Below are 21,483 nucleotides of genomic sequence, written 5' to 3'. Positions count from 1 at the left end.
TTGAATCACAATGGCTTTGTCGGAATGTGCAGTTGCAGCATCAGGGCTCAACCCGTCTCCACTAACCAGATTCCTTAAAAATCCGTTAGTCATGGCCTTGCCCTATCCACAGCGATTTCGGTAATGTCCATCCATCGAAAGGGACGGGCCATTGGGCCCTCAACCCAGCCTGGATCGGCCACCACAAAATGGCAGAATTCATGACGTGGAGCAATTCCGCGCACGGGCTTGGTTTGTCTTTTTCGATGTGGGTTAGGGGACTGGCGTAATTGTTAAATGGCAGGTCAGCGACGCGCCGGCGTTTTCGCCGGACGGCGATGCATTGCCCGGACGCGGTCAAGACGGACTGGCTCAGGCGCCGGTGCCGATCCCTTGGCGACGAGGCAACATTCATCCGCCGGCGGCGGCGATGGTGTTGTAGCGAATGAACGGTGGCCGGAACCATGGATGCAGGAGGCGCATCCCCGGCTGAAACAGGTACAAGAAGAACAAGGAACGCGATCATGCAGAGCGGCATCGAAAGGGAGCTTATGGGCGACCTCCCATTTCCTGGAACTCTAGTCGGAGGGGACGACATGACGGCTTCCAGCGACGCGGAGCAAAAGTTCGATCGGGTCAAGACCCAGTTGAAGGCGCGCCTGGGAACCGAGGTCTATTCGAGCTGGTTCGGGCGGATGAAGGTTGCCGAGGCATCCCGCGGCATTGTCCGCATCTCCGTGCCCACGGCCTTCCTGCGCTCGTGGATCAACGGCCACTATCTCGACCTCATCGCCGAGCTGTGGAAGCATGAAGATCCGGAAGTGCTCAAGATCGAGATCGTCGTGCGCACCGCGACCCGTCCGGCGCGCAATGGCGTGGAGCCGGAAGTGGTGCCGGCACGCAAGATGACCACCCGGCAGACCCAAACGGCGCTGGCCGCAGGCACTGCAGGCCCCGGCCGGGTGGAGCGGGCACCGGCGCCGCGCCCAGGCACGCCGATCGAGACCGAGTTCCGGCACAATGTGCTCGGTTCGCCGCTCGACCCGCGTTATACGTTCGGCTCCTTCATCGAAGGTCCTTCGAACCGGGTGGCTTTCGCCGCGGCCAAGGCGGTGGCGGAATCGCAGTCGAGCGCGGTGCGCTTCAATCCGCTCTTCCTTCACGCAACGGTCGGGCTCGGCAAGACCCACCTGTTGCAGGCGATCGCGGCTGAATCCCTGAAGCAGAACCCGAAATCGCGCGTCGTCTATCTGACGGCCGAGTATTTCATGTGGCGCTTCGCCACCGCGATCCGCGACAACAACGCGCTGACGCTGAAAGAACAGTTGCGCGACATCGACCTGTTGATCATCGACGACATGCAGTTCCTGCAGGGCAAGTCGATCCAGCATGAATTCTGCCATCTGATCAACATGCTGCTCGACAGCGCCAAGCAAGTGGTGGTCGCCGCCGACCGGCCGCCGTCAGAGCTGGAATCGCTGGAGCCGCGCGTCCGCTCGCGTCTCAATGGCGGTGTCGCGCTGGAAATGTCGGCGCCGGATTTCGCCATGCGCATCGGCATGCTGAAACTGCGTCTCGCCACCGCCAAGATCGACGATGCGTCGCTCGATATTTCGGAGGAGATTCTCAACCATGTCGCCCGCACGGTGACCGGCAGCGGACGAGAGCTCGAAGGCGCATTCAACCAGCTTTTGTTTCGCCAGTCGTTCGAGCCGCAGATCACCATCGACCGCATCGACGAGATCCTCGGCCATATCTATCGTTCGGGCGAACCGAAACGGGTGCGCATCGAGGACATCCAGCGCATCGTCGCGCGCCACTACAATGTGTCGAAGACCGAGCTCCTGTCCAACCGGCGCACGCGCACCATCGTCAAGCCGCGACAGGTCGCCATGTACCTGTCGAAGGTGATGACGCCACGCTCGCTGCCGGAGATCGGAAGGCGTTTCGGCGGCCGCGACCACACGACGGTGCTGCACGCCGTGCGCAAGATCGAGGATCTTTCCGGTTCCGATAACACGCTGGCGCAGGAACTCGAACTGCTGAGAAGGCTGATCAACGACCAGGCCTGATTGGTGCGGGAAAACGCCGGCTTGCGGACTTCGCCAGCTTTATCCCCAGAAAGCCCGCGTAACCGGCGTGAACCGGTGGCGCGGGCTTGCGTTTACTGGCTTTTTCCTGTCAGTTTGTGCAGATTCTGAGCCTGTTCAGACCTTTCGCGGGGCGCCGCCCACTGGTGACCCGTTCATTCATTCAAGCGAGCCTGTTTCGTCATGCGTGTTATCCTGGAACGGTCAAATCTCCTGAAGTCCCTCAACCACGTTCATCGCGTGGTCGAGCGGCGCAACACCATACCGATCCTGTCGAACGTGCTGCTCAGCGCCGAGGGCGCCAGCCTTGAAATGAAGGCAACCGACCTCGATCTGGAAGTGACCGAAGCCACGCCCGCCAAGGTCGAGCGCGGTGGCGCGACCACAGTTCCGGCACATCTGCTCTACGACATCGTGCGCAAGCTCGCTGAAGGGGCGGAGGTCATGCTGAAGACCGACGAGGACGGCAACGCCATGACGGTGACGTCGGGCCGCTCGAGCTTTCGTCTCCAGTGCCTGCCGCAGTCCGATTTCCCGGAGCTCTCGGCCGGATCCTTCTCGCACATCTTCCGGCTCGATTCGGTGGCGCTGAAAGGCCTGATCGAGAAGACCCAGTTCGCCATCTCCACCGAAGAGACGCGCTACTATCTGAACGGCATCTACCTGCACACGCACGAGACCGGCGGCAAGCTGAAGCTGCGCTCGGTGGCGACCGACGGCCATCGGCTGGCGCGCGCCGAGATCGACGCGCCGGCAGGGTCCGAGGGCATGCCCGGCATCATCATCCCGCGCAAGACGGTCAGCGAGTTGCAGAAGCTGGTCGACGACCCTGATGTCGCGGTTACCACAGAATTGTCCGACACCAAGATTCGCTTCACCATCGGCAGCGTGGTTTTGACCTCGAAGCTTATCGACGGCACCTTCCCCGACTATCAGCGGGTCATCCCGACCGGCAACGACAAGAAGCTGATCATCGACCGGCAGAGCTTTGCCGCCGCCGTCGACCGCGTCTCGACCATTTCCTCCGAACGCGGCCGCGCGGTGAAGCTTTCGATCACCGAGGGACAGGTCACGCTTGCGGTCAACAATCCGGATTCGGGCAGCGCCACCGAGGAACTGGCCGCAGATTATTCGTCGGATCCGATCGAAATCGGCTTCAATGCGAAGTATCTGCTCGACGTCGCCGCGCAATTGACCGGCACCGAGGCAAAATTCATGCTGGCGGATGCCGGCTCGCCGACGCTGATCCACGACATGGCCGATGAGACAGCGCTTTACGTGCTGATGCCCATGCGCGTGTAGTCGCACTGCGGCGCCCAGTTCGGCTCCGCGACAATGTGCGACTGCGAGAATGATTGCGGCGACTTCGACAGGCGGATAGCGGTTGCCCGGGCAAATCCATATAAGTAAGCTTACACTTACCAATTTCCGCAACTATGCGGCATTGTCGATCGACCTCGGCCCGGGCGCGGTGGTGTTTTCCGGCGACAACGGCGCCGGCAAGACCAACCTCCTGGAGGCGATTTCCCTGCTGACACCGGGCCGCGGCCTGCGCCGCGCGCCTTACGCCGACGTGGCGCGCGAAGGCGGCGACGGCGGCTTTGCCTTGCATGCCCGTATCGACGGGCCGGACGGCCAGGTCGAGATCGGCACCGGCATTGCCGGCGGCGACACCGCCGGCGAAGGCGGCCGGCGGGTGCGCATCAATGGCGCCCCGGCACGATCGGCGGAAGACATGCTGGAATGGCTGCGCGTCGTCTGGCTCACACCTGCCATGGACGGCCTGTTCCCAGGACCGGCCGCCGACCGCCGCCGCTTTCTCGACCGGCTGGTGCTGGCGATCGATCCCCAACACGGCCAGCGCGCACTCGACTATGAAAAGGCGATGCGCGGCCGTAACCGATTGCTTACGGAAGGGTCGCGCGATGGCGCCTGGTTCGATGCAATCGAGACGCAGATGGCCGAGACCGGCGTGGCGATTGCCGCGGCGCGCGCCGAACTCGTGCGCCTGCTCACCGCCATGATCGACAGGCTGCCCAGCACAGGTCCGTTTCCGCAAGCCGATATCAGCCTGTCCGGCGAACTGGAAAGCGAAGTCAGCACCGCGCCCGCCGTCGATGTCGAGGAGCGGTTCCGCGCAGCACTGGCGCAAGGCCGCGACCGCGACCGCGCCGCCGGCCGCACGCTCGACGGCCCACACCGTTCGGATCTGCTGGTGCGGCATAGGCCGAAGGCGATGCCGGCCGAACTGTGCTCGACCGGCGAGCAGAAGGCGCTGCTGGTCGGCATCGTGCTGTCGCATGCAAGGCTGACCGGCGAGATGTCGGGGATGACGCCGATCCTGCTGCTCGACGAGATCGCCGCGCATCTCGACAGCGGCCGGCGCGCGGCGCTGTTCTCGATCCTGGAGGAGTTGAACTGCCAGGCCTTCATGACCGGAACCGACGCCGCGCTGTTTTCCAGTCTTTCTGGACGCGCGCAGTTCCTGACGGTCGACCACGGCACGGTTGGGCCAACCGAAGACGCCTGACAAGATTCTTGCACCGCTATATGGTCCGGCAATGATCCCTGCTGCCCTCACCGACGAAGAGCTTGAGCGCTATGCCCGCCACATCGTGCTGCCGGAAATCGGCGGCGCCGGCCAGCAGAAGCTGAAACGCGCGCGCGTGCTGGTCATCGGCGCCGGCGGGCTAGGCGCGCCGGTGCTCGAATATCTCGCTGCCGCCGGCGTCGGCACGCTTGGCATCGTCGATGACGACAGCGTCTCGCTGTCGAACCTGCAAAGGCAGGTGATCCATGACACCGACGCGGTCGGCTTGGCCAAGACCGACAGCGCCAAAGCGGCAATCGCGCGCATCAATCCCAATGTCGTCGTCGAGCTGCACAATCTCAGGCTGACGGCTGACAATGCCCCTGCCCTATTCGCCAGCTACGACATCGTCGTCGATGGCTCCGACAATTTCGAAACACGCTATGCGGTGGCCGACGTCTGCGCCGCCGAAAAACGGCCGCTGGTGCATGCCGCCGTCGGCCGCTTCGACGGCTCGGTGACGGTGCTGAAGCCGTTCGAGACCGGGAGCGACGGCAAGCCCAACCCTGGATATCGCGATCTGTTTCCCGAAGCGCCGCCGCCGGGCCTAGTGCCATCCTGCGCTGTCGCTGGCGTCGTCGGCGCGCTGACCGGTGTTATCGGTACGCTGCAAGCGATGGAAGCGATCAAGCTGATCACCGGCATCGGCGAACCACTGGTCGGCCGGCTGCTGCTCTATGATGCACTGTCGGCGCGCTTCGATACGATCCGCTACAAGAGAAGCTGACCGCATGGACCAGCCCGCCAGCGTTTTGGTCACGCAACTTGCCCCCAGTTTCGAACGGTGGGACGCGTTGCTCAGCCTGATCATGCGCGCCTTTGCGCCTATGGATGGCGTCATCGACCCGCCATCGTCAGCGCACCTGCTGAATGCCGAAAATCTGAAACAGAAGGCCGGCCAGGAGACTGTGTTTCTAGCGATGAAGGACGACAGGATCGTTGGCTGCGTTTTCGCGGCGGAGAGGCCTGATGACTTCTATGTCGGCAAGCTCGCCGTCGCGTCCGGCTTTCAGGGACAAGGCATTGGCAAGCAGTTGATGCAAGCTGTCGAAGCTCTTGCCCGCAGCCGCAACAAACCCGCCATCGAGCTGCAGACGCGGATCGAGCTCATCGCAAATCACGCGACCTTTGCGCGTCTCGGCTTTCGCGAAACCGAGCGAACAGCGCACAAGGGCTATGACAGGCCGACCTCGATAACCATGCGCAAGGTGCTTGCATGAGCCTCGCCCTCAGCCCGGAGGAACAGGCGATTGCGTCCGGCCAGGACGGCGCGGCGATGGCGATGCGTATCGTTGCCGAAAGCGCCCGCCTGCTCGGCGCGCCACGACTGATCCCAATTGCTTCGGCGCATATCGACGGCGCGCTCTATCATGGCGATTCGGGCACGCTGTTTGCCGAAAAACTGGTCGAGGGCAAAGCCCGTGTCGCTGTTCGCTCGACGCTCAATGTCGGGGCGCTCGACCTGATGGGCTGCTCGCGCATCCGCCTCGAAGAGCCGGCGCGCGGCATGGCGCGGCGGATGATGGACGCCTACCGCAAGCTTGGCTGCGAGCAGAGCTGGACCTGCGCGCCCTACCAGGCCGGGCACCGGCCGGCGCTGGGGAGTGACGTCGCCTGGGGCGAATCCAATGCCGTGGTGTTCTGCAATTCGGTGCTGGGGGCGCGCACCAACCGCTATGGCGATTTCCTCGACATCGCTTGCGCCATCACCGGTCGCGCGCCCGACTACGGCTTGCATCGCGCCGAAAACCGGCGGGCGCGGCTGGTGTTCGACGTTTCGGGGCTTGCCGCATCATTCCTCGGTTCGGAAGTGGCGTGGCCGGTGCTGGGCAGCCTCTATGGCCGTGAGGTCGGCAATGCCGTCGGCGTCGTCATTGGCGTGCCACGCCATCCCGGCGAGGATGCGCTGAAGGCATTTGGCGCGGCGGCGGCATCATCGGGCGCCGTCGGTCTTTTCCACATCGCCGGCGTCACGCCCGAAGCGCCCGACGCCGAGACCATTCTGGCCGGCGCCGCGCCGGAAACCGTGATCCGCATCACGCCTGACATGATTGCGAGGGCTCGCGCCGGTCTTTCGACGGCGGCGAAACCAAAAAACATCGACGCGGTGGCGATCGGCAGCCCGCATCTGTCGTCAGCCGAGTTCGATGCGCTGGAGCGGCTGATCGCCGGGCGGCAGCTCAGCGTGCCGATCTACGCCTGCACCGGACGCCATGTACTTTCGGGACTCGAACAGAACGGCCGGCGAAAAGCGCTCGAAGCAAGCGGGGTCATCATCGTTGCCGACACCTGCGTGGTGGTGACGCCGATCCTGCCCGACCTTGCCGGCGGCGTCCTGATGACGAACTCGGGAAAGTTCGCGCACTACGCGCCGGGCAATACCGGCTATTCGGTGCTCTACGGATCATTGGTCGACTGCGTGGAAAGCGCCGTAGCCGGCAGGCCGAAGTTTACGGATATTGCCGCATGAGCGCCGCTGCTGAAATCCTGGTACCGGGCAAAGCTGGCGAAGGCGCGGCGCTGCTGCTGACCGCGCCGATCAGTTTCTGGGGCGGTGTCGATCCGAAGACCGGCCGCATAGCCGATGTCCGTCACCCGCAGCATGGCGAGAACATTTCCGGGCGCGTGCTGTTCCTGCCGGGCACGATCGGCTCGTCGTCGGCATCCGCCGTGCTCTTGGAACTCGTCCACAATGGCCACGCGCCGGCGGCACTGGTGCTGCATGAGCCGGACGCGATCCTGCTGCTGGGGCTGATCGTCGCCAGGGAAATGGGCTGGGAGACGCCGATGGCACTGCAACTCGGACGCGACCAGTTCGAACGGTATCAGGGTCGCAGGGCCACTGTCACCGCGGATGGTTCGATCTTGGGCGCCAGCATCCCGGATGAAACGTCATGAACTTTCTCGTTCGCCCGGCCACGAGGAATGACGCGCTCCATGTCGCCGCGATCGTCGACATTGCCGGGCATGGCATCGATCTTGAAAGCTGGCTTAGGGACAGCGGAGAGGATCACGCGGTCCTGGAGGCGGCACGACGGGCGGCATCCGCCGACGCCAACTCGCCCTATCATTTCTCCAAGGCATATGTTGTCGAGGTCGACGGGACGATCGCGGGCGGGCTGGTCGGCGAATTGCTGACGCAGAATGAAGACTATGCGGCGGAAATTTCGCCGGCGCTCATGCCGCTCGTGAGCCTGGAAACGCGGCTCATCGGCTATTGGTCGATCCTTGCGATAGCCACCTATTCCGAGTTCCGCGGCAAGGGTCTGGCAACGCAGCTGCTTGCGCACGCCGGCCAACTGGCTGTTGCTGCCGGGGCAAAAGGCTTGTGCCTGACCGTCGAAGACACCAACCTTCCGGCGATTTCGGTCTATCAACGGCTGGGCTTCGTTACCGGCGACAGTCTTCGCTGGGTTGCCTATGGCGGCAGGAGTGGCCCACACGAGTGGATTATGATGAAGCGGGACTTCTAGTTCTAGGTCCTGAGCGGCAGCACGCGGTCGGGCGGGCGATGGCCGTCGAAGAAGGCGCGGATGTTGATGATGACCTTTTCGCCCATGTCGATGCGGCCTTCGAGCGTTGCCGAGCCCATATGCGGCAGAAGCACGACCTTGTTCTTGGCGGCGAGCTTCAGCAATTTGCTGTTCAGCGCCGGCTCGTGCTCGTAGACGTCGAGGCCGGCGCCGGCGATCTTGCCGTCCTGGATCAGTTTGACCAGCGATTCCTCGTCGATAATGTCGCCGCGCGCCGTGTTGACGATGTAGGCTGTGGGTTGCATGAGTGCCAGCCGCCGCGCCGAAAGCAGGTGAAACGTCGCCGGCGTCGACGGGCAATTGACCGAGATGATGTCCATGCGGGCAAGCATCTGGTCGAGGCTTTCCCAATAGGTCGCTTCCAGCCCCTCTTCGACCGCCGGCAGCACGCGATGGCGGTTGTGATAGTGGATCGAAAGACCGAAGGCCTTGGCCCGCCTAGCGACGGCGGTGCCGATGCGGCCCATGCCGACGATGCCGAGCCGTTTGCCCCAGATCCGCCGGCCGAGCATCCAGGTCGGTGACCAGCCGGCCCATTTCTTGTCGCCGGTGAGCACATTGGCGCCTTCCGCCAGCCGCCGCGGCAGCGCCAGCATCAACGCCATGGTCATGTCGGCCGTATCTTCGGTCAGCACGTTGGGCGTGTTGGTGACGGTGATGCCCTTTTTCGCCGCTGCCTCTACGTCGATCTTGTCGACGCCATTGCCGAAATTGGCGATCAGCTTGAGATTGTCGCCCGCCTGGGCAATCAGCGCGGCGTCGATATTGTCGGTGATGGTCGGCACCAGAACGTCGGCTTCCTTGACCGCGGCAACCAGCTCCGGCTGCGTCATCGGCCTGTCCTCGACATTCAGCCTCGCGTCGAACAATTCGCGCATGCGGGTCTCGACCGGGTCGGGCAGCTTGCGCGTGATGACGACGAGAGGCCGTTTTTTGCCTGCCATTGTTTCCTCGAACCGATCTCGTTGAGACCTCTTTAACCAAGACAGGCGAAACTGGAAGCCGGTCGCGGTGCCAGTGACTCATGTAACAAGCGGTGCCGCCGAAGACAAAGAAAAAGGCGCGCCGTTACTGATAGGCAGGCGCCGAAAGGAATGAAAGTGTCTGGTTTCGCGTCGCTTCGCCTGGCTCTCAGCGCAGCAATTCTCGGCGCTGTCCTTTATTCCCCTGAGGTGGCGGCGCAGAGCGCGGCTGCCCCCGCACAGACCGTCACACTCGGGCCTAGCGGCCTGCCGCTGCCGCGGTTCGTCAGCCTGAAATCGGGCCGCGTCAACTCACGCGTCGGCCCGGGCGCCAACTATTCCGTCGACTGGATGTACATGAAGGCCGGCCTGCCGATGGAAATCATCCAGGAATTCGATACCTGGCGGCGCGTGCGCGATGCCGATGGCTCGGAAGGCTGGATCAACCAGTCGCTTCTTTCAGGTCGCCGCACGGCCATCGTCGCGCCCTGGCAGCGCAGCAAGGGCGGTGGCCGAATCAACCTTCTCGACGATCCGCAAAAGGATGCCAGCGTCATCGCCATCATCGAACCGGGGGTCATGGGCACGATCAAGACCTGCGATGGCCAATGGTGCGAAATGACCTTCGACGGCCACACCGGTTGGCTGCCGCAATCGGTCGTCTGGGGCGCCTATCCGGGCGAGCACGTCAAGAACTGAGCGCTTCCGGTTTGAGCGGATTCATTTCGAACCAAAGGTTCGGGATCGCGGCTTAACGGCCAACGGATGTTCTGGAGGAGATGCGGCTCAATCGCAGCGCTTCGGGCGCAGCCTCACCACGATATCGACATTGGCGATCTCCATGCCCTCCGGTGGCTCCGGCAGGTTGGAAACCGTGACAGGACCGCTGGCGATGTCGAAGATCCTGTTTTCACCTTCGATATAGAAATGATGGTGATCGGAGGTGTTGGTGTCGAAATAAGTCTTCGAGCCTTCGACGGCCAGGATGCGCAGAAGACCGGCCTGGGTGAACTGGTGCAGGGCATTGTAGACGGTGGCCAGCGACACCGGCACTCCGGCTGCGATCGCCTCCTCGTGCAATTCCTCGGCCGAAAGATGGCGGTCGCCCTTGGCAAAAAGCAGATCGGCCAGCGCGATGCGCTGGCGTGTCGGCCTCAACCCGGCTTCGCGAACCCACTTGTCCACAGCGACATTTTCCTTCCGGCCGCCCAGATCCATCCGTCCGTCCAAGCTCACAGTTCTGCCCCAAGACACGCCCAGAGTGGCAAAAAAACGTCATCGGCCGAAACTGGATGCCTCCCGACATATATTCTGTCGGCTGAATACGATCAATAGCGCGCATTGACCCGGACAGACGGGCGGGTTAAGCGCAAACGCCGGTTTCCGGCCTGAAACAGATTGTGTTAGGAAACCAACGACAAGGGCGCCCTACCGCCCGGGACGATTACGGGGACGAGATTGATGGCGGGTACGAAATCCAGCTACGGTTATGAAGAATTGCTGGCCTGCGCCCGCGGCGAGCTGTTCGGGCCTACCAATGCCCAGCTGCCCTACCCACCGATGCTGATGTTCGACCGCATCACAGAGATCAGCGAGACCGGTGGCGCCTTCGACAAGGGCTTCATCCGCGCTGAATTCGACATCAAGCCTGACCTTTGGTTCTTCGCCTGCCATTTCATCGGAAATCCGATCATGCCAGGGTGCCTGGGCCTCGATGCGATGTGGCAGTTGACGGGATTCTATCTCGGCTGGCTCGGTGAGCAGGGCAAGGGAATGGCGCTGTCGACCGGCGAGGTCAAGTTCAGGGGCATGGTCACACCATCGGTCAAGAAGGTGGAATACGGCATCGACTTCAAGCGCGTGATGCGCGGACGGCTGGTGCTTGGCATTGCCGATGGCTGGCTGAAAGCCGACGGCGAGCCCATATACGCGGCAACGGATCTCAAAGTGGGTCTGTCAAAGCAATCGGCGGTCGCCTGATCGTCACCGGACACTCTGGAAGGAGCAGCCCATGAGACGGGTCGTAGTCACAGGCCTCGGCATCGTGTCGTCGATCGGCAACAACGCCAACGAGGTGCAGACCTCGCTGCATGATGCCAGATCCGGCATCAGCTTCTCCGATTCCTTCGCCGAACACGGCTTCCGCTGCCAGGTCTGGGGAGCGCCGACGCTCGACCCTTCGGCCATGATCGACCGGCGCGCCATGCGCTTCCTGAGCCAAGGTGCGGCCTGGAACCATGTCGCCATGGACCAGGCGATCGCCGACGCCGGCCTCGGCGAGGCCGACATCACCAACGACCGCACCGGCATCGTCATGGGCTCGGGCGGACCGTCCACGCGCACCATCGTCGAGGCCGCCGAGACGACGCTCAAGAACGGCAGCCCGAAGCGCATCGGTCCGTTCGCGGTGCCGAAAGCGATGTCGTCGACGGCTTCGGCGACGCTCGCCACCTGGTTCAAGATCCACGGCGTCAACTATTCGATCTCCTCGGCCTGCTCGACCTCGGCGCATTGCATCGGCAATGCCTACGAGCTGATCCAATGGGGCAAGCAGGACGTGATGTTTGCCGGCGGCCACGAAGACCTCGACTGGACGATGTCGGACCTGTTCGACGCGATGGGCGCGATGTCGTCCAAGTTCAACGACAAGGCATCAACTGCTTCCCGCGCCTATGACGTCAATCGCGACGGCTTCGTCATCGCCGGTGGCGCCGGCGTGCTGGTTCTGGAAGAGCTCGAGCATGCCAAGGCGCGCGGCGCCAAGATCTATGCCGAGATCGTCGGCTACGGCGCGACCTCGGACGGCTACGACATGGTGGCGCCGTCTGGCGAAGGCGCGATCCGCTGCATGAGGCAGGCCCTGGCGACCGTCTCGTCGCCGGTCGACTACATCAACACCCACGGCACCTCGACGCCGGTCGGCGATTCCAAGGAAATGGGCGCCATCCGCGAGGTGTTCGGCGACAAGATGCCCCATATCACCTCGACGAAATCGCTGACCGGCCATTCGCTGGGTGCGGCCGGCGTGCAGGAATCGATCTATTCGATCCTGATGATGCAAGGCGGCTTCATTGGCGAAAGCGCTCATATCGAAAACCTCGATCCGGAATTCGAGGGCATGCCGATCGTGCGCAAGCGCATCGATGACGCCAAGATCGACACCGTTTTGTCCAATTCGTTCGGTTTCGGTGGCACCAACGCAACGCTCGTTTTCCAGCGCTATTCCGCATAAGACCAGCGTTTCTCTAAAAGGATTGCCTGCCATGGACGGACTGATGAAGGGCAAGCGCGGGCTTGTCATGGGTGTCGCCAACGATCATTCGATCGCCTGGGGCATCGCCAAAAAGCTGTCCGAACATGGGGCGGAACTCGCCTTTACCTATCAGGGCGATGCCTTCGGGCGCCGGGTCAAGCCGCTCGCCGAGAAGATTGGCGCGGCGCTAGTCGTGCCTTGCGATGTCGAGGACAGCGCCTCGGTCGCTGCCACATTCGAGACCCTGGGCAAGGAATGGGGCGGGCTCGACTTCATCGTCCATGCCATCGGCTTTTCCGACAAGAACGAGCTGAAGGGCCTCTACGCCGACACCAGCCGCGACAATTTCGTCCGCACCATGGTCATCTCCTGCTACTCCTTCACCGAAGTCGCCCGCCATGCCGCCGCACTGATGAAGGATGGTGGTTCGATGATCACGTTGACCTATGCCGGCTCCGTACGTGTCATGCCGAACTACAACGTCATGGGCGTCGCCAAGGCAGGACTTGAGGCCAGCGTGCGCTATCTCGCCAACGACTACGGTCCGCGCGGCATCAGGGTAAACGGCATATCGGCGGGACCGGTGCGCACGCTTGCCGGCGCCGGCATTTCGGACGCACGCCACATGTTTTCCTACCAGCAGCGCAACTCGCCGCTGCGCCGTACGGTGACCATCGACGAGGTTGGTGGTTCCGCGCTCTATCTGCTGTCCGACCTGTCGTCGGGTGTTACCGGCGAAATCCACTATGTAGATTCCGGCTATCACATCGTTTCCATGCCGACGCTGGAGGAGCTGAAGCAGACGGATGGCGGCAAGGACTAACCCTGCAATAGGTCCAGTAAAATTAGATGCATCGGCGGAAACTCATTTTAAGGAGATTTCCGCTAGAGTCCCGCAACCTGGGGACTCTGTAATGCTTGCCGTCAGCAATCCGAAGCGAACACCGGTATTCCGGCTGCTCACCGTGGCCAGCTCGGGCTTGGGGAGTTTCGTTCTCGGCCTCTGGGGCTTGAAACTCGGTTTCGGTGACCACCTTATCGGCATGCAGGCCGAAACGATGGCCGGCATCACCGCCGCGCTTTGCGCACTCGCCGCTGCGGGAGCTGCCCTGTCCTTCTTCGCCGGCGTCGATGAATCGGCGGAGTACGTCTTCACGGAAACCCATTTCGACAAGCTGACCGGACTGCTGGCTCGTCCGGCCATGGTCGGCAAGATTGCCGAAGCGGCATCGGCGACGATCCGGACCGGCGAGCCGGTGTTTCTGATCGACATCGACATCGACCGCTTCAAGCAGATCAACGACGCCATCGGCTACAGCCATGGCGACGAACTGATCCGCGCCTTCACCAGGCGGCTGAAGGCTTGCATGCCCGAGGGCACGATAATGGGGCGCATCGGCGCCGGCGAATTCGCCATTCTCCTGACGGACCGGGAGATCCAGGGGTCGATGGAAAGCCTGGTCGAGAAGCTTATCGACGAGATGATGGAGCCCTACGATCTCAATTCCCACCTGCAATCGGTGGCGCTGTCGGTGGGCATCGTGGCGATGCCCAAGGATGGCGTCGACCCTGTCCTCATTCTGCGCCGTTCCAATCTGGCGCTGCAGAATGCACGCGCCGGCGGGGTGGGCAACTGGTCGGCTTTCCATTCCGACATGGGCCGCGTCGCCGATTATCGCCAGTGGATCGAATCCGAGCTGCACATTGCCTTCGATCGCGGTGACTTCGACCTTCACTACCAGCCGCAGCTCGACCTGCCGAGCGGCCGCATCATCGGCTACGAGGCACTCATCCGCTGGAAGCATCCGGAACGCGGCATGATCCCGCCGATGGAGTTCATTCCGATCGCCGAGGAAACCGGCATGATCAACCCGATTGGCGAATGGGTGCTGCGCAAAGCCTGCAGCGATGCCCGCCATTTGCCCGAGGACTGTTTCGTTGCCGTCAACATTTCGCCGGTCCAGTTTATGACCAAGGATTTCGTCGGCATCGTGCGCGAAACGATGGCGAGCACCGGCATCAAGCCGTCACGGCTGGAGCTGGAGGTCACCGAGACGGCGATGATGCAGGACCGCGACCGCGCCGCCATCATCCTGAAGCAGCTTGCCGACATGGGGATCTCGGTGGCCGTCGACGATTTCGGCACCGGCTATTCCAATCTGAGCTACCTGATCGACTTCGCGTTCGGCAAGCTGAAGATCGACCGCTCCTTCGTCAGCCGCATCGACACCGATTCCAGCTCAGGCGCGGTGGTCTCAACCATAGTCGGGCTTTCGCGCGCGCTGGGTGTCAGCATCATCGCCGAAGGCGTCGAGACCGAGAACCAGGCGACGCTGCTCAGGGCAGCCGGCTGCGAAGTGGTGCAAGGCTATCTGTTCGGTCGGCCCGCACCGCTTAAGATGAGGCCTGGCGAAGTCCGCACCGTCGTTAGCGTGCGCGCACCGCGCCTCGCAAGCCTGCACTAAGCGGCAGCACTGCGTTTGCTTCAGCGGCGAGCCGCGAAAACCTTGAACATGCCGTCGCGGGCAATCTCGGCATGGCTGGAAAAGGCCGCGGCCAGCACCGGCTCGTAGGGAAGCTGGCGGTTCGCCACCATGAACAGCCGCCCACCCGGCTTCAGCGCCTTGCCCGCGGCGCGGATCATGCCGGCGCCGATCTCCGGCTCCGTCGCCCGGCTGCGGTGAAAGGGCGGGTTCATGACGATCGCATCGTAGCGCTGCTCGACGGCTTCGCTGAGCAGGTCGATCCAGAAGAAACGCGGTTCAACGGCGCCTTTGCCAACATTGCCTTTCGCCGCTTCGAGCGAGTCGAAGTCCGCCTCGTAGAGGTCGAGCCCGGTTACGCCGGGCGAGCGTGCTGAAACCTCGGCCGCGACATAGCCCCAGCCAGCGCAGAAATCGGCAATGTTGCCGCGCAGGTCCTTGGGCAGATTGTCCACCAGCAGCTTCGAGCCGAGATCGACCCTATCAAAGGAGAACATGCCGGGCGCGGTGTGGAAACGGCCGTCTACCAGCAAGGCGGGATTGGCGTCGCGTAGTTTCTCCGCAGCGCCGATATCCGCGGGACGGCGGAACCAGAAGGCAATGCCGTGATATTTCGGCAGATGGTCCTCAAGCGGCACAAGCTCGCCAATGCGCTTGCGCAGGCTGGCGACGCCATCGTCCTTGCTGCCGGCGACGACGATCAATCCGCCTGGTGCCACACGCTCCAGCGCTTCGGCGATGCGCAACTCGTTTCGTCCGCGATGGCGGCCGGCAAGCACGAATGCTGCATCAAAGCCGCTGTCTTGCCCCTGCGGGGTGACGGTAAATCCCGACGCCTGCAACGCACGCAGATGCGGCCGGAAGCCCTGCACCAGATCAAGCGCTGCCTCGAAGCCCTCGGGCAGGCGAAGACCCGGTTCTGCGCCCAGAAACAGCACACGCTCGCCCTTGCGCGGCAGAGGCAGGACCTCGACTTCGAAGGGGTGGAACAGCGTCTTCAGCGGCTCGGCAGACATTCTCGATCTCTCTTACCGTGAAAATGAAAACGGGCGCGACATCTGTCGCGCCCGTTTCGATTTATGACCTCAGGCCGTTCAGGCGGCGTGTTCTTCGCCTTCGGCCTTCTTGTCGCGGGCGAGTTCCTTGCCGGTGGCCTGGTCGACGACCTTCATCGACAGGCGGACCTTGCCGCGCTCGTCGAAGCCCATCAGCTTGACCCAGACCTTGTCGCCTTCCTTGACCACGTCCGAGGTCTTGGCGACCCGGTCGTTGGCAAGCTGCGAGATGTGGACGAGGCCGTCACGCGGACCGAAGAAGTTGACGAAAGCGCCGAAGTCGGCGGTCTTGACGACCGTGCCTTCGTAGATTTCGCCGACTTCCGGCTCGGCGACGATGGTGTGGATCCACTTCTTCGCCGCCTCGATCTCCTTGGCGTTGGACGAAGCGATCTTGACCGTGCCGTCGTCCTCGATGTTGATCTTGGCGCCGGTCTTTTCCACGATCTCGCGGATGACCTTGCCGCCCGAACCGATCACGTCGCGGATCTTGTCGGTCGGGATGTGCATGACCTCGATGCGCGGTGCGAATTCGCCGAGTTCGGGGCGGGCGCCGGTCAGAGCATGCGCCATCTCGCCGAGGATATGCTGGCGGCCATCCTTGGCCTGGTCCAGCGCAATCTTCATGATCTCCTCGGTGATGCCCTCGATCTTGATGTCCATCTGCAGCGAGGTGATGCCGTTGGCGGTGCCGGCGACCTTGAAGTCCATGTCGCCGAGGTGATCTTCGTCACCCAGGATGTCGGAGAGAACCGCAAAGCGCTCGCCTTCCTTGATCAGGCCCATGGCGATACCGGCGACGGGCTTGGCCAGCGGAACGCCGGCATCCATCAGCGCCAGCGAGGTGCCGCAGACAGTGGCCATCGACGACGAACCGTTGGACTCGGTGATCTCCGAGACGACGCGCAGCGTGTAGGGGAACTGGTCAGCGCTCGGCAGCATCGGACGGATGGCGCGCCAGGCGAGCTTGCCATGGCCGATTTCGCGGCGGCCCGGCGAACCCATGCGGCCGGTCTCACCGACGGAGTAGGGAGGGAAGTTGTAGTGAAGGAGGAACTTCTCCTTGTACATGCCGGTCAGCGAATCGACATACTGCTCGTCCTCGCCGGTGCCCAGGGTGGCAACGACCAGCGCCTGGGTTTCGCCGCGGGTGAACAGCGCCGAACCGTGGGTGCGCGGCAGGACGCCGACTTCGGAGACGATCTTGCGGACCGTCTTGAGGTCACGGCCGTCGATGCGCGAACCGGTGTCGAGGATGTTCCAGCGCACGACCTTGGCCTGCAGTTCCTTGAACACTGAACCGATCTGCTCGGAGGTGTACTTGGCGTCTTCGCCTTCGGCCGGGGCGAACGCTGCCTTGACCTTCGCCTTGACGGCGTCGACGGCGGCATAGCGCTTCTGCTTGTCGACGTTCTTGTAGGCATTGCTGAGTTCGTCGCCGACGATCTTCAGCATCTCGGCTTCAAGCGCGGAATAGTCCGGCGCAGTGAAATCGCGCGGCTCCTTGGCGGCAACTTCGGCCAGCTTGATGATGGCGTCGATCACCGGCTGGAAGCCCTTGTGGCCGAACATGACGGCGCCGAGCATCAGCTCTTCGCCCAATTCCTTGGCTTCGGACTCGACCATCAGCACGGCGTCGGCGGTGCCGGCGACGACCAGGTCGAGCTTGGATTCCTGCATCTCATCGACATGCGGGTTGAGCACATATTCGCCGTTGATGTAGCCGACGCGGGCGCCGCCGACCGGGCCCATGAAGGGAACGCCGGAAAGCGTCAGAGCGGCCGAGGTGGCGACGATCGACAGGATGTCCGGATCGTTCTCGAGATCGTGCTGGACGACGGTGACGACGATCTGCGTGTCGTTCTTGTAGCCGGCGGCGAAGAGCGGGCGGATCGGGCGGTCGATCAGGCGGGAAACCAGCGTTTCCTTCTCGCTCGGACGTCCCTCGCGCTTGAAATAGCCACCCGGGATCTTGCCGGCGGCGTAGGTCTTTTCCTGGTAGTTGACGGTCAGCGGGAAGAAGTCGAGGCCTGGCTTCGGCTCCTTCATCGAGACGACAGTGGCGAGAACCTTGGTTTCGCCGTAGGTGGCGAGCACGGCGCCGTCAGCCTGGCGGGCGATCTTGCCGGTTTCGAGAATGAGCGGGCGGCCGCCCCATTCGATTTCCACTTTGTGGTGATTGAACATGTCTTGTCCTTAATATGCGGAAAGGGCCGCGCCGTTTCACGGTGCGCGGATGCCCTTTCCCTGGCTTCCTTTCTCGGGCAGCCACGGGCAAGACAACGGGAAGCTCGGGAATTTCAGCGCTGGTCGAGCGCGCGAGCGTCCTGCAATCCTGCCCCATGACCGTCCATGGGCGGTTTCGAGTGGCCCTCTGCACGCTCGAAACCGGGTCTGGCCAATCGATGCGACTGGCCGAATGCGCGACCGGCGGGCTCTCCTTAAGAAAGCCCGCCGGTCAATTCGTCAACGGCGCAGACCGAGCTTCTCGATCAGCGTCTGATAGCGCGCGTCGTCCTTGCGCTTGAGATAATCAAGCAGGCTGCGGCGCTGGGAGACGAGAGCGAGCAGACCACGGCGGGAATGGTTATCCTTCTTGTGGTCCTTGAAGTGGTCGGTCAGGTTCTTGATGCGCTCGGAAAGGATGGCCACCTGGACTTCCGGAGACCCGGTATCGCCCTTGGCGGTTGCGAATTCACCCATCAATTCCTGTTTGCGCTCGGCAGTAATCGACATCGTGTTTTTCCTTATCTGTTTGAGGAAACGGGTCGCCCTCAGCCGGGATGTCGTCCAGCAGGGGCCGGTGCAAGCAAAGCGTCAGTGCGCTAAGCTGCGGCGCATATAGGGCAATTCCCCGGAAAACACCAGCCCCATTCACAAGCCGGCTTTGTCGCAGCCTTTTGCAGCAAAATCCGAGATTTTCGCTTTGGCTAGAGCCACTTCTTCCATCTGAAGAAGGCGATGAGGCCTATCGCCACCACCAGCATGAAGATGAGGGCGACGGGATAACCATAATAGGCCTTCAGCTCCGGCATGTTCCATGGCGAAGTATCAGGGTCGAAGTTCATGCCCCAGACGCCGACAAGGAAGGTCAGCGGCATGAAGATCACCGAGACGATGGTCAGATAGGAGATGACGTCGTTGGTGCGGGCCTGGCTTAGCGACAGATGCATCTCGATCAACCCGGTCAGCATGTCGCGCTGGGTTTCGACCAGCTCGATCAGCCGGAGCGAATGGTCAAGCGTGTCGTTGAGGAAGATCTTGGTCTCGGCCTTCACAAACGGCACATCGTTGCGGATCATCGTCGCCAGCGCATCGCGCATCGGCCAAAGCACGCCTTTCAGCACATTGGCATCGCGCCGCAACTCGTGCAGCTGCCGCATCTGGTGCTTGTGCGGTGTGTGCAGCATCTGGTCCTCGATGCTGTCGACCAGTTCACCGGCCGTCTCGATCGGCGGAAAATAGCTGTCGACGATGGCGTCGATCAGGGCATAGGCAAGGTAATCGGCGCCGCGCGCCCGCAGCCGGTTGGGCATCGAGCTTTCGATGCGCTTGCGCACCGGGTCGAACGGGTCGCCCTCGCGCTCCTGGAAGGTGACGACGAAATTCTTGCCGAAGAAGACGGCGATCTGTTCGTAGCGGTGCGCAGTGACGTCGTCGATCATCCTGACGACGACGAAGGCATGGTCTTCGAAGAAATCCACCTTCGGCCGCTGGCCGGTGTTGACGACGTCTTCCAGCGCCAGCGGATGCAGGCTGAAGATGCGGCCGATCTCTTCGATCAGCTCGATGTTGGCGAGACCGGTGCAGTCGAGCCAGATGACCGGCCATTGGTCGCAATTGATGGTGACGTCGTCGATGCTGGCATCTTCGATCGTCTTGAATTTGTCGGGCGAGATCAACGTCAGCCGCAGTTCGGAGCGTCGCGCCGCGGGATCGGCAATCAGCGTGCCCGGCGAGGCACCGACCGGCGGCCGCCGCGTTGTCACCGGCGCCCGCTTCTTCATCGTCCCAGTCTTTGCCATATGCCCCTCAAGCGCAAATCGAACCGAAACTAGATGAGAACCCTCACCCGGCAAAGACCCGCTTCGGCTTGAACATGCCTTGTTCGATGGCGCCGATGGCGACCAGCTTGCCGCGCGCGGTGGCGCAGGCTTCTTCGGCTTCCACCGGCGCGTCGCGGCCGCGGATGATGACCGGATTGCCAAGGCGGATCTTGGTCGCGGCGTCGTCGCTGATGGCTATCTGCGGCAAGCAGTCCAGCGCGGCCGACGTATCGACCAGCAGCGCGTCGATGGCGCTGAAGTCGACCGGCACATCCACCGCATCGGCAGCGTCCGCTTCTTCCGGCTTCTCGTCGCCCTGCTCGCCGAAACGGGCGGCTTCCAGTTCGGCGATGGTGACGAAGTCTTCCTGCGTGAACGGCTCGACCTCGATCCGGCGCAGTTCCGAAATGTGACCGAAACAGCCGAGGTCGCGGCCCATGTCGCGCGCCAGCGAGCGCACATAGGTGCCCTTACCGCATTCGACCTCGAAGATACTCCGGTCGGCACTATGCTCGACGAGGTCGAGGCGGCCGATTTCGACCTCGCGCTCGGGAATGTCGACCGTCTGGCCGTCGCGGGCAAGATCATAGGCGCGCTCGCCCGAAATCTTGATGGCCGAGAATTGCGGCGGCGTCTGCATGATGACGCCGGTATATTTCGGCATCAGCGCCCGCACATCGGCTTCCGCCGGACGCCGGTCGGAACTCTGGGTCACCGGGCCCTCGAGATCGTCGGTCGAGCGCTCGTCACCCCAGGCAACCGTGAAGCGATAGATCTTGGCGCCGTCCTGGACGTAGGGCACGGTCTTGGTGGCCTCGCCAAGCGCGATCGGCAGCATGCCGGAGGCCAGCGGATCGAGCGTGCCGGCATGGCCGGCCTTTTCCGCCTGGAACAGCCACTTGATCTTGGAGACGGCCTCGGTCGAGCCCATGCCGACGGGCTTGTCGAGCACCAGCCAGCCTGAGATCGGCCGGCCCTTCTTCTTACCGCGACGCCCCACTATTCGCTGTCCTTCTTGTCGTCCTGGTCGTTGTCTTTATCGCTATCAACGGCGCCGAGATCGCGCGCGACTTCGGGCGATTTCAGCAAATCATTGATCCTGGCGAAATTGTCGAACGAGGTGTCGAGCTTGAAGCGGAACTCAGGCATGAACTTCATCTGCCGTAGCGCGCCGGAGACACGGCCGCGCACGAATTTCGCATGCTTGTTGAGCGCGTCGATCACCGCGCCGGTATCCTTGGCTCCAAGCGGCGAAACGAAAGCGGTGGCGACCTTCAAATCGGGCGACATGCGCACTTCCGAGACCGAAACCACGGTGTTCTCGATCAGCGGATCGATGATCTCGCCGCGCTGCAAGGTTTCGGACAGCGCATGGCGCACCTGTTCGGCGACGCGCAGCATGCGCTGGGATGGACTTGATGTGGTTGGACGGGGCATGTTTTTTCAATCCTGAAATCGTGAAGCGCGGGATGGGACCGCGCCGCATGTCTCA

The 21,483-nt window shown here is 62.8% G+C and carries 21 protein-coding genes; 13 read left to right on the top strand and 8 right to left on the bottom strand.

Features of this window, described 5'->3' with window-relative positions:
• Positions 1-575: 575 nt before the first annotated feature.
• The 8 genes from dnaA to AC1DX6_RS04885 all read left to right on the top strand — a co-directional run bounded on the left by dnaA (position 576) and on the right by AC1DX6_RS04885 (position 8,132).
• Positions 576-2,051, top strand: a complete 1,476-nt coding sequence (gene dnaA, locus AC1DX6_RS04920) for a chromosomal replication initiator protein DnaA (protein ID WP_477311597.1) — start codon at positions 576-578, stop codon at positions 2,049-2,051.
• Between the two features lie 201 nt (positions 2,052-2,252).
• Positions 2,253-3,371 (top strand): DNA polymerase III subunit beta, encoded by a 1,119-nt coding sequence (gene dnaN / locus AC1DX6_RS04915; protein ID WP_477241651.1) that lies wholly within the window; start codon positions 2,253-2,255, stop codon positions 3,369-3,371.
• An 82-nt stretch (positions 3,372-3,453) separates the two neighbouring features.
• Entirely contained in the window at positions 3,454-4,599 is a 1,146-nt protein-coding gene (recF, locus tag AC1DX6_RS04910) for a DNA replication/repair protein RecF (protein ID WP_477311596.1), read from the top strand.
• Between the two features lie 31 nt (positions 4,600-4,630).
• The gene (locus AC1DX6_RS04905; RefSeq protein ID WP_477311595.1) at positions 4,631-5,386 is read left to right on the top strand and encodes a molybdopterin-synthase adenylyltransferase MoeB; all 756 of its coding nucleotides are present in this window, start codon (positions 4,631-4,633) and stop codon (positions 5,384-5,386) included.
• A gap of 4 nt (positions 5,387-5,390) precedes the next feature.
• Positions 5,391-5,879: a GNAT family N-acetyltransferase gene (locus AC1DX6_RS04900; RefSeq protein WP_477311594.1), complete on the top strand. Its 489-nt coding sequence runs from the start codon at positions 5,391-5,393 to the stop codon at positions 5,877-5,879.
• Positions 5,876-7,129, top strand: coding sequence for an aconitase X (locus AC1DX6_RS04895; RefSeq protein WP_477311593.1), 1,254 nt, complete (start codon positions 5,876-5,878; stop codon positions 7,127-7,129). Before AC1DX6_RS04900 ends, AC1DX6_RS04895 begins: the two co-directional genes overlap by 4 nt.
• Positions 7,126-7,557, top strand: coding sequence for an aconitase X swivel domain-containing protein (locus AC1DX6_RS04890; RefSeq protein ID WP_477311592.1), 432 nt, complete (start codon positions 7,126-7,128; stop codon positions 7,555-7,557). Before AC1DX6_RS04895 ends, AC1DX6_RS04890 begins: the two co-directional genes overlap by 4 nt.
• Positions 7,554-8,132 (top strand): GNAT family N-acetyltransferase, encoded by a 579-nt coding sequence (locus AC1DX6_RS04885; RefSeq protein WP_477311591.1) that lies wholly within the window; start codon positions 7,554-7,556, stop codon positions 8,130-8,132. The genes AC1DX6_RS04890 and AC1DX6_RS04885 overlap by 4 nt, the downstream gene beginning before the upstream one ends.
• A gap of 2 nt (positions 8,133-8,134) precedes the next feature.
• Here the strand turns inward: AC1DX6_RS04885 and AC1DX6_RS04880 are convergent, their stop codons facing one another.
• A complete protein-coding gene (locus tag AC1DX6_RS04880) occupies positions 8,135-9,136 on the bottom strand; it encodes a 2-hydroxyacid dehydrogenase (protein ID WP_477311590.1) in 1,002 nt (333 codons plus the stop codon).
• A gap of 156 nt (positions 9,137-9,292) precedes the next feature.
• Here AC1DX6_RS04880 and AC1DX6_RS04875 point away from each other — a divergent pair, with 156 nt between their 5' ends.
• A complete protein-coding gene (locus tag AC1DX6_RS04875) occupies positions 9,293-9,853 on the top strand; it encodes an SH3 domain-containing protein (protein ID WP_477311589.1) in 561 nt (186 codons plus the stop codon).
• Between the two features lie 87 nt (positions 9,854-9,940).
• Here AC1DX6_RS04875 and irrA read toward each other — a convergent pair whose 3' ends face one another.
• Entirely contained in the window at positions 9,941-10,372 is a 432-nt protein-coding gene (irrA, locus tag AC1DX6_RS04870) for an iron response transcriptional regulator IrrA (RefSeq protein WP_477311588.1), read from the bottom strand.
• A gap of 243 nt (positions 10,373-10,615) precedes the next feature.
• Between irrA and fabA the strand changes: the two genes are divergently transcribed.
• From fabA to AC1DX6_RS04850, 4 genes are all read left to right on the top strand, one after another.
• Positions 10,616-11,134, top strand: coding sequence for a 3-hydroxyacyl-[acyl-carrier-protein] dehydratase FabA (gene fabA / locus AC1DX6_RS04865; RefSeq protein WP_477311587.1), 519 nt, complete (start codon positions 10,616-10,618; stop codon positions 11,132-11,134).
• Positions 11,135-11,165: 31 nt separating this feature from the next.
• On the top strand, positions 11,166-12,386 hold the full coding sequence (gene fabB / locus AC1DX6_RS04860) for a beta-ketoacyl-ACP synthase I (RefSeq protein WP_477311586.1): 1,221 nt from the start codon (positions 11,166-11,168) through the stop codon (positions 12,384-12,386).
• Between the two features lie 31 nt (positions 12,387-12,417).
• The gene (gene fabI, locus AC1DX6_RS04855; RefSeq protein WP_477311585.1) at positions 12,418-13,230 is read left to right on the top strand and encodes an enoyl-ACP reductase FabI; all 813 of its coding nucleotides are present in this window, start codon (positions 12,418-12,420) and stop codon (positions 13,228-13,230) included.
• 91 nt (positions 13,231-13,321) lie between these two features.
• Positions 13,322-14,872 (top strand): putative bifunctional diguanylate cyclase/phosphodiesterase, encoded by a 1,551-nt coding sequence (locus AC1DX6_RS04850; RefSeq protein WP_477311584.1) that lies wholly within the window; start codon positions 13,322-13,324, stop codon positions 14,870-14,872.
• 20 nt (positions 14,873-14,892) lie between these two features.
• On the opposite strand, the gene AC1DX6_RS04845 is transcribed toward AC1DX6_RS04850, so the two are convergent.
• The 6 genes from AC1DX6_RS04845 to rbfA all read right to left on the bottom strand — a co-directional run bounded on the left by AC1DX6_RS04845 (position 14,893) and on the right by rbfA (position 21,428).
• Complete coding sequence (locus AC1DX6_RS04845; protein WP_477311583.1) at positions 14,893-15,906, bottom strand: class I SAM-dependent methyltransferase; 1,014 nt, start codon at positions 15,904-15,906, stop codon at positions 14,893-14,895.
• 78 nt (positions 15,907-15,984) lie between these two features.
• The gene (gene pnp / locus AC1DX6_RS04840) at positions 15,985-18,132 is read right to left on the bottom strand and encodes a polyribonucleotide nucleotidyltransferase (RefSeq protein ID WP_477311582.1); all 2,148 of its coding nucleotides are present in this window, start codon (positions 18,130-18,132) and stop codon (positions 15,985-15,987) included.
• 279 nt (positions 18,133-18,411) lie between these two features.
• Entirely contained in the window at positions 18,412-18,723 is a 312-nt protein-coding gene (gene rpsO / locus AC1DX6_RS04835) for a 30S ribosomal protein S15 (RefSeq protein ID WP_269470859.1), read from the bottom strand.
• A 152-nt stretch (positions 18,724-18,875) separates the two neighbouring features.
• On the bottom strand, positions 18,876-19,970 hold the full coding sequence (corA, locus tag AC1DX6_RS04830) for a magnesium/cobalt transporter CorA (RefSeq protein WP_477311581.1): 1,095 nt from the start codon (positions 19,968-19,970) through the stop codon (positions 18,876-18,878).
• A gap of 43 nt (positions 19,971-20,013) precedes the next feature.
• Positions 20,014-20,991, bottom strand: a complete 978-nt coding sequence (truB, locus tag AC1DX6_RS04825; protein WP_477311580.1) for a tRNA pseudouridine(55) synthase TruB — start codon at positions 20,989-20,991, stop codon at positions 20,014-20,016.
• Entirely contained in the window at positions 20,991-21,428 is a 438-nt protein-coding gene (gene rbfA, locus AC1DX6_RS04820; protein ID WP_477311579.1) for a 30S ribosome-binding factor RbfA, read from the bottom strand. Before rbfA ends, truB begins: the two co-directional genes overlap by 1 nt.
• Positions 21,429-21,483 lie beyond the last annotated feature (55 nt).

This window comes from Mesorhizobium sp. P2_C4 (assembly GCF_056404575.1).
Note: the sequence above shows the minus strand (reverse complement) of the source record. Positions and strands in the feature narration are given on the sequence as shown.